A 6,569-nucleotide genomic window follows, 5' to 3' on the forward strand; every position below is an offset into this window, starting at 1 on the left:
TTTGCAAGCGTAGGGCTGTGGAAACATTCAGGTATAAAGATTCCTGCAAACCCCGCAAGCTTCAGCTGAGCAAACTATAGCCTGCGAACGTGCAAAGGCAGGGGTGGCGGCGCTCAAGTTTGGGCCGCAAGCAGAACAAATGACCGGATTGGAGAGTTACGCTCAACGTCGCCTTCGGGCCCAAAGCCGCCGCAGATGACGTTAACAGTTGTCCGATTGCCATTGGATTTTGCAATGGTTGTGCGAAGCCTTCCACCTCAACAAAAAAGGGCGCTGTAACCTAAGCCACAGCGCCCTTTTTGCAGAAGGCTTGCAGGAAAACCCGCTTTACCCCTTCTTCTGCAGCATCTTGATCACGCTAGAAAAGTCCTCGCCGCCATGCCCCGCAATGCTGTGCGCCGCGTAGATGGCGCGGGCCATGCCGCCCAGGGGGGTGCTGGCCTTGGTGGTGATGGCGTTTTCCTGGGCGAGGCCCAGGTCCTTGAGCATCAGGTCGGTGCCGAAGCCGCCGGCGTAGCCCTTGCTGGCGGGGGCGTTCTCGTGCACGCCGGGGAAGGGGTTGTACTTTTCCAGCGCCCAGTTGCCGCCCGAGCTGCGGCGCATGATTTCAGACAGCACTTTGGGGTCGAGGCCATTGGCCACGCCCAGGGCGATGGCTTCGCTGGTGCCCACCATCAGGATGCCCAAGAGCATGTTGTTGCAGATCTTGGCGGTCTGGCCGGCGCCCACGGCGCCAGCGTGGAAGATGTTGGCGCCCATTTTTTCCAGCAGGGGGCGGGCGCGCTGCAGTTGTGCGTCGGTGCCGCCCACCATGAAGGTCAGCGTGCCAGCGATGGCACCGCCGGTGCCGCCGGAGACGGGTGCATCGATGAAGTCGATGCCAGCGGCCTCGGCGGCCTTGGCCACCTTCTGGCTGGTGGCGGCGGCGATGGTTGAGCTGTCGATCACCAGCGCGCCCTTGGCGATGCTGGCCAGCAGGTTGCCGCTGCCCAGGAACAGGCCTTCCACGTGCTGGCTGGCGGGCAGCATGGTGACGATGGCTTCGGCGCCTTGCACAGCGTCTTGCGCGCTGGTGGCGACCTGCAGACCTTCGGCCTTGACCTTGGCAAGCGCGTCCGCGCTCAGGTCGAAGGCTTTCACGCTGTGGCCGGCCTTGTGCAGGTTGATGGCCATGGGGGCGCCCATGTTGCCCAGGCCGATGAATGCGATTTGCATGGTGTGTGTCTCCTGTTGTGTGTGGATGGGAACTATGGTTTTGATAGCTGCTTTCGCTTGACTGGCGAGCGCAAGAGGCCCAAAAGACTTGAAATCACGGTGGCGAGCCCTTGCCGCGCCGCGTGGTGCCCGCCACCTTGGCTCGCCGGGGTGTGGCCTTGGCCTGCGGGTTGTAGGCGAGGGCGGCGTCGATCCAGTGCTGCCACTGTGCACGCGTGGCGTAGGCGGCGGGCTCCAGCCAGAAGTAGCCGGCCATGCCGCCGCGCGGGTCCAGTGGGCGTGCGCCCGGCGTTTCGGCCACGGTGTCGTGCTGCTGCGGAGGCAGGCGCACCAGCAGTTCTTCGCCCTTGACGCCCAGGCAGAGCTTGCCGTCGACCATGAATGCATGGCAGCCGAAGAGCTGGCGCTCGTCCACGTCCACCTGCGCGCCCAGGCGCTCGGCCAGCGCATCGCGCACGGCGGCGATCAGGTGAAGCGCTTCGTCGGACAAGGGGCGGGCGGGCATGGGGTTTGTGGTCAAAATGGCCGATAGTGCATGTGTATCAAGCGCCAGCAGCTATTGAATTGATAGTCAGCGGATTGTCTGGGGCGCGTCGCCGTCGAGCATGCGCCGGCCGATGATGACGCGCATGATTTCGTTCGTGCCTTCAAGGATCTGGTGCACGCGCGCGTCGCGCAGCAGGCGCTCCAGCGGGTATTCGCGGATGTAGCCGTAGCCGCCGTGCAGCTGCAGCGCTTCGTTGACCACGTTGAAGCCGGCGTCGGTGGCGAAGCGTTTGGCCATGGCGCAGTAGGTGGATGCGTCGCGGGCGCCGGCGTCGAGCTTGCTGGCAGCCAGGCGCACCATCTGGCGCGCCGCCACGAGTTCGGTGGCCATGTCCGCCAGCTTGAACTGCAGCGCCTGAAAGCTGGCAATGGGCTTGCCGAACTGCTTGCGGTCCTGCATGTAGCGCTGCGCGTGCTGCAGCGCCCCTTGCGCGGCACCCACCGAGCAAGTGGCGATGTTGATGCGCCCGCCGTCCAGGCCTTTCATCGCGATCTTGAAGCCTTCGCCCTCGCGGCCGAGCAGGTGGTCGGCGGGAATGCGCACGTTGTCGAAGCTGATGGTGCGCGTGGGCTGGCTATTCCAGCCCATCTTCTGTTCCTTTTTGCCATAGCTGATGCCGGGGGCATCGGCGGGCACCACAAAGGCGCTGATGCCGGCGGCGCCAGAGCTGGCATCGCCCGTGCGCGCCATGAGCACCAGCACGTCGGTGCTGCCCGCGCCGCTGATGAAGGCCTTGCTGCCGTTGATGACGTATTCGTGGCCCACCAGCTCGGCGCGCGTCTTGAGCGATGCGGCGTCCGAGCCCGCACCGGGCTCGGTGAGGCAATAGCTTGCGAGCTTTTCGCCGGTGGTGAGCAGCGGCCCCCAGTGGTCGCGCACGGCGGGCGTGGCCCAGGTGCCCAGCATCCAGGTGGCCATGTTGTGGATGGTGATGAAGGCGGTGGTGGACGGGTCCACGGCCGCCATTTCCTCGAACACCAGCGTGGCATCGAGCCGGGGCAGGGCCAGGCCGCCAGCGGCCTCGGGCGCATACAGCCCGCAAAAGCCCAGTTCACCGGCCTTGGCAATCGCCTCGCGCGGGAAGATGCCTTCTTCGTCCCAGTGCGCGGCGTGGGGCGCCAGCTGGCCCTCGGCGAATTCGCGCGCCGTCTGGGCAAAGGCGCGTTGCTCTTCGGTCAGTTCAAAGTCCATGGTCTTGGTCTCGTCGTTTTTGTTGTTCTCAAGGCTGGGCGCTGGGGTGGTCGAGCGTCAGCCAGCGCATCAGGTCCTTGCGCCGGGCCTGCGTCTCGGCGGCAAGGCATTCGTGGTACAGGCGCGGCCCATGCGGCGCGGATTCTGCGTTGCGCGTGGCCTGCTTGCACCGTGTGGTGCGCTCGCGCTGCCAGGCCGTTTGCTCCTGGCGCAGCTGGGGGCGTTCATGGGCCGACAGCGCGCGCATCACATCCCCGTAGAGGATGGCCATCTGCGTGTCGGCCGCCTGAAAAGCCTGCACTGCACAGGCATTGGTCTCGTCCACGCTGCCGCCGGGCTTGCAGGCGGCGCCGGCCTGCGCGTGGGCATGGGTTCCCGCCAGCATCACGCACGCCACGCCAAAGGCCATTGCCAATCCCCGCTTTTTCGTCTCGAAAATTTGCATGCCCACTTTTACCACCGACCACTGCGGTCGAAACCGGCGCGGCCCAAGGCCAGTGCCACCGCGCCAAGGGCCGCACTGACCCGGTGCAGGCGCTGGCTGCTTCCCCTTTCCTGCAGTGCTCAGCAATGCGAGAGAAGGGGAAAGGCGCGCAGCGCCTCAGGGCGATGTCACTTCAAGCTGATCGTGGTGTTCACGCCCTGCGACGTGGTGCTGTCGTCGAACCAGCGGGCCGTCACGGTCTTGGTCTGGGTGTAGAACATGATGACCTGCTTGCCGTAGGGGCCCAGGTCGCCCAGCTTGGACGCGCGCGAACCGGTGAACGAGAACAGCGGCACGGGCACGGGGATTGGCACGTTGATGCCGACCTGGCCCACGTCGATCTCTTCCTGGAACTTGCGCGCTGCCGCACCGCTTTGCGTGAAGATGGCCGTGCCATTGCCGTTGGGGTTGGCGTTGATGAACTCGATGGCTTCGTCGATGTCGGCGGCGGGCACCAGGGCCAGCACGGGGCCGAAAATTTCCTGGTCGTAGATGGCCATGCCGGGCTTGACGTTCGAGAAGATCGTCGGGCCCACGAAGTTGCCCTTTTCAAAGCCGGGCACGACGGGCTTGCGGCCGTCGAGTTCCAGCGTGGCGCCGTCGGCGATGCCGCGCTCGATCAGGCCTTCCACGCGCGCCAGGGCAGCGCAGGACACCAGCGGGCCCACGTCGGTGCCCTTTTCGGTGCCGGCACTCACCTTGAGCGTCTTGGCCTTGGCCACCAGGTCAGGAATCCACTTTTGCGCTTCGCCCACCAGCACCACCACGGGCAGTGCCATGCAGCGCTGGCCAGCGGCGCCGAACGAGGCGCCGGCGATGGCATTGAGGGTCTGCTCCTTGTTGGCGTCGGGCAGGATGATGGCGTGGTTCTTGGCGCCCATCATGCACTGCGCGCGCTTGCCGGCCAGGGTGGCGCGGTTGTACACATGGGTGCCCACCTTGGTGGAGCCCACGAACGACACGGCCTTGATGTCCTTGTGGTCGCAGATGGCGTTCACGGCCATCTCGCCGCCATGGATCACGTTCAGCACGCCGGGCGGGATGCCCGCTTCGAGCGCCAACTCGCACAGGCGCATGGTGACCATGGGGTCTTGCTCGGAGGGCTTGAGCACGAAGGTGTTGCCCGTGGCGATGGCCATGGGGAACATCCACAGCGGAATCATCGCCGGGAAGTTGAACGGCGTGATGCCCGCGCACACGCCCAGGGGTTGCAGCAGGGTGTAGGTGTCCACGCCGCCGGCCACGTTGTTGGCCAGTTCGCCCAGTTGCAGGTTGCCGATGCTGGCGGCATGCTCCACCACTTCGAGGCCGCGGAACACGTCGCCTTCGGCGTCGGGCAAAGTCTTGCCTTGCTCGGCGGTGAGCAGGGCGGCCAGCTCGCCCATGTTTTCGCGGATGAGCTGCTGCAGCTTGAGGAAGATGCGGGCGCGCGTGCCGATGGGCGTCTTCTTCCAGGTCTTGAAGGCTTCCTTGGCCGAGGCCACGGCGGCGTCGATCTCAGCGGCGGTGGCAAATGGCACGCGGGCCAGCACCTCTTGCGTGGCGGGGTTGACCACGTCGCGCCACTCGGTGGTCTTGGATTCGACGAATTGGCCGCCGATCAGCAGCTTGACGGTGGGGGCCAGTGCGGCCACGGGGGTGGGTGCGTTCATGCGGGTGTCTCCTGGAAATGGTGCCGATGGACGGGCTTTCAGCCCGAAGCACCGCCATGGTAGCTGTGCGAAATTGTCAGGACAATAGACAATCATGCGCACGAGATTTGCAAAAATGCACATCGCCGGACCGGCCAGGGTGCCAGGTCCTGCGTGAAGGAACACACCATGGACTGGGACAACCTGCGCTACTTTCTTGAACTGGCACGTGCCGGCACGCTGGTGGGGGCTGCCCGCCGGCTGGCGGTGGACCACACCACGGTGGCGCGCCGCATCCAGGCGCTGGAGAAACAGGTGGGCTCGGCACTGTTCGCGCGCGAAGCCGGCGGCCACCGCCTGACCGAGGCCGGGCGCGTCTTGCTGCCCCAGGTCGAGGCCATGGAGGCCGCCTTTCTCGCCGTGGAGAACGCCGCGCCCGGCGTGCGCCAGGGCTTGCATGGCTTGGCGCGCATCGGCACCACCGAGGGCTTCGGCAACCTGATCCTGGCGCCGCAGCTCGCGCGCTTTGCGCTGGAGCACCCGGGCCTGGGCATCGACTTGCTGGCGCTGCCGCGCCTGGTGCACCTGTCGCGGCGCGAGGCCGATATCGTGATTTCGCTGGAGCGCCCGGCACGCGGCGCCGTGGTGGTGGTCAAGCTCACCGACTACGTGCTGCAGCTCTATGGCGCCCGCAGCTACCTGGCGCGGCACGCGCCCATCCGCACGGCCGACGACCTGCGCGGCCACAGCTTCATCAGCTACGTGGACGACCTGCTGTTCAGCAAGGAGCTGCAGATCCTGGACGAACTGCACCGCCCCACGCACTTCGCGCTGCGCAGCACCAGCATCATGGCGCAGTACGAGGCGGCCAGGGCAGGGGCGGGGCTGGCGGTGTTGCCCGCCTTCGTGGCCGCGCAGGACGCCTCGCTGGCGCCGGTGCTGCCGGGGCTGGCACGGTTCACCCGCACCTTCTGGATGTCGATGCCGCTGGAAAACAAGCATGTGGCGCGCATGCAGGCGGTGTGGTCGTTCTTGCGCGAGGCGGTGGTGGGCCAGCAGGCGCTCTTGCTGCCGCCAGAAGGCGGCGCTGCGCTCTGAACCTGCCCGCACGCGCTCCGTCGCTGCTGGCTCGGCGTACGGGCGGGGCGGGGCCATGCGACGGATGCGGAAAAGCGCCGTGGCCCGCCTGCTGGCCAGGGGCACAGGCCACTCCAGCGGCGTGGACCCGTGCCCTTGCCCGGAGGTGGCACGGGCTCACCCCGCTTATCCACCCATTGCGGCGGCGGCCGCGCGCTACCCTTGCCGCGTGGGCCAAAGCACTGGCGGGCGCATCTCCATGCCCGCAGCGCAATGGCGCCCGCAGGAGTTGACGGCGATGTCCCCCCTTATTTCCGGCCTGGCTTCCGTGGCCTCCATGATCTTCAATGCGGCATCTGCCGCACCGGGCAAGGCAGCCGCTGCGCGCCGGGGCAGCGATGTGCCGCCCGGGCCGTCGTCGGTG

The 6,569-nt window shown here is 66.6% G+C and carries 6 protein-coding genes; 1 reads left to right on the plus strand and 5 read right to left on the minus strand.

Annotated features, from left to right (window positions below):
* Positions 1-327 precede the first annotated feature (327 nt).
* The 5 genes from mmsB to ACDELDRAFT_RS17510 form a co-directional block, all read right to left on the minus strand.
* Positions 328-1,215 carry a 3-hydroxyisobutyrate dehydrogenase gene (gene mmsB / locus ACDELDRAFT_RS17490; protein ID WP_005799294.1) on the minus strand — a complete coding sequence of 296 codons (888 nt, stop codon included), beginning with the start codon at positions 1,213-1,215 and terminating at the stop codon, positions 328-330.
* A gap of 94 nt (positions 1,216-1,309) precedes the next feature.
* Entirely contained in the window at positions 1,310-1,720 is a 411-nt protein-coding gene (locus ACDELDRAFT_RS17495; protein ID WP_005799296.1) for a TfoX/Sxy family protein, read from the minus strand.
* A gap of 66 nt (positions 1,721-1,786) precedes the next feature.
* Positions 1,787-2,953 (minus strand): acyl-CoA dehydrogenase family protein, encoded by a 1,167-nt coding sequence (locus tag ACDELDRAFT_RS17500; RefSeq protein WP_005799298.1) that lies wholly within the window; start codon positions 2,951-2,953, stop codon positions 1,787-1,789.
* A 28-nt stretch (positions 2,954-2,981) separates the two neighbouring features.
* Complete coding sequence (locus ACDELDRAFT_RS17505) at positions 2,982-3,362, minus strand: lysozyme inhibitor LprI family protein (protein WP_420042326.1); 381 nt, start codon at positions 3,360-3,362, stop codon at positions 2,982-2,984.
* Positions 3,363-3,565: 203 nt separating this feature from the next.
* Complete coding sequence (locus ACDELDRAFT_RS17510) at positions 3,566-5,089, minus strand: CoA-acylating methylmalonate-semialdehyde dehydrogenase (protein WP_005799301.1); 1,524 nt, start codon at positions 5,087-5,089, stop codon at positions 3,566-3,568.
* A gap of 168 nt (positions 5,090-5,257) precedes the next feature.
* On the opposite strand from ACDELDRAFT_RS17510, the gene ACDELDRAFT_RS17515 reads away from it, so the two are divergent.
* Positions 5,258-6,166 carry a LysR family transcriptional regulator gene (locus ACDELDRAFT_RS17515; RefSeq protein WP_005799303.1) on the plus strand — a complete coding sequence of 303 codons (909 nt, stop codon included), beginning with the start codon at positions 5,258-5,260 and terminating at the stop codon, positions 6,164-6,166.
* Positions 6,167-6,569: the final 403 nt, after the last annotated feature.

This window comes from Acidovorax delafieldii 2AN (genome assembly GCF_000175235.1).
GTDB classification, from domain to species: domain Bacteria; phylum Pseudomonadota; class Gammaproteobacteria; order Burkholderiales; family Burkholderiaceae_C; genus Acidovorax; species Acidovorax delafieldii_B.

What these genes read in the sequence shown, in the direction of transcription:
- mmsB (WP_005799294.1), bottom strand. Translation starts at nt 1,215, where the DNA reads ATGCAAATCGCATTCATCGGCCTGGGCAACATGGGCGCCCCCATGGCC.
- ACDELDRAFT_RS17495 (WP_005799296.1), bottom strand. Translation starts at nt 1,720, where the DNA reads ATGCCCGCCCGCCCCTTGTCCGACGAAGCGCTTCACCTGATCGCCGCC.
- ACDELDRAFT_RS17500 (WP_005799298.1), bottom strand. Translation starts at nt 2,953, where the DNA reads ATGGACTTTGAACTGACCGAAGAGCAACGCGCCTTTGCCCAGACGGCG.
- ACDELDRAFT_RS17505 (WP_420042326.1), bottom strand. Translation starts at nt 3,362, where the DNA reads ATGGCCTTTGGCGTGGCGTGCGTGATGCTGGCGGGAACCCATGCCCAC.
- ACDELDRAFT_RS17510 (WP_005799301.1), bottom strand. Translation starts at nt 5,089, where the DNA reads ATGAACGCACCCACCCCCGTGGCCGCACTGGCCCCCACCGTCAAGCTG.
- ACDELDRAFT_RS17515 (WP_005799303.1), top strand. Translation starts at nt 5,258, where the DNA reads ATGGACTGGGACAACCTGCGCTACTTTCTTGAACTGGCACGTGCCGGC.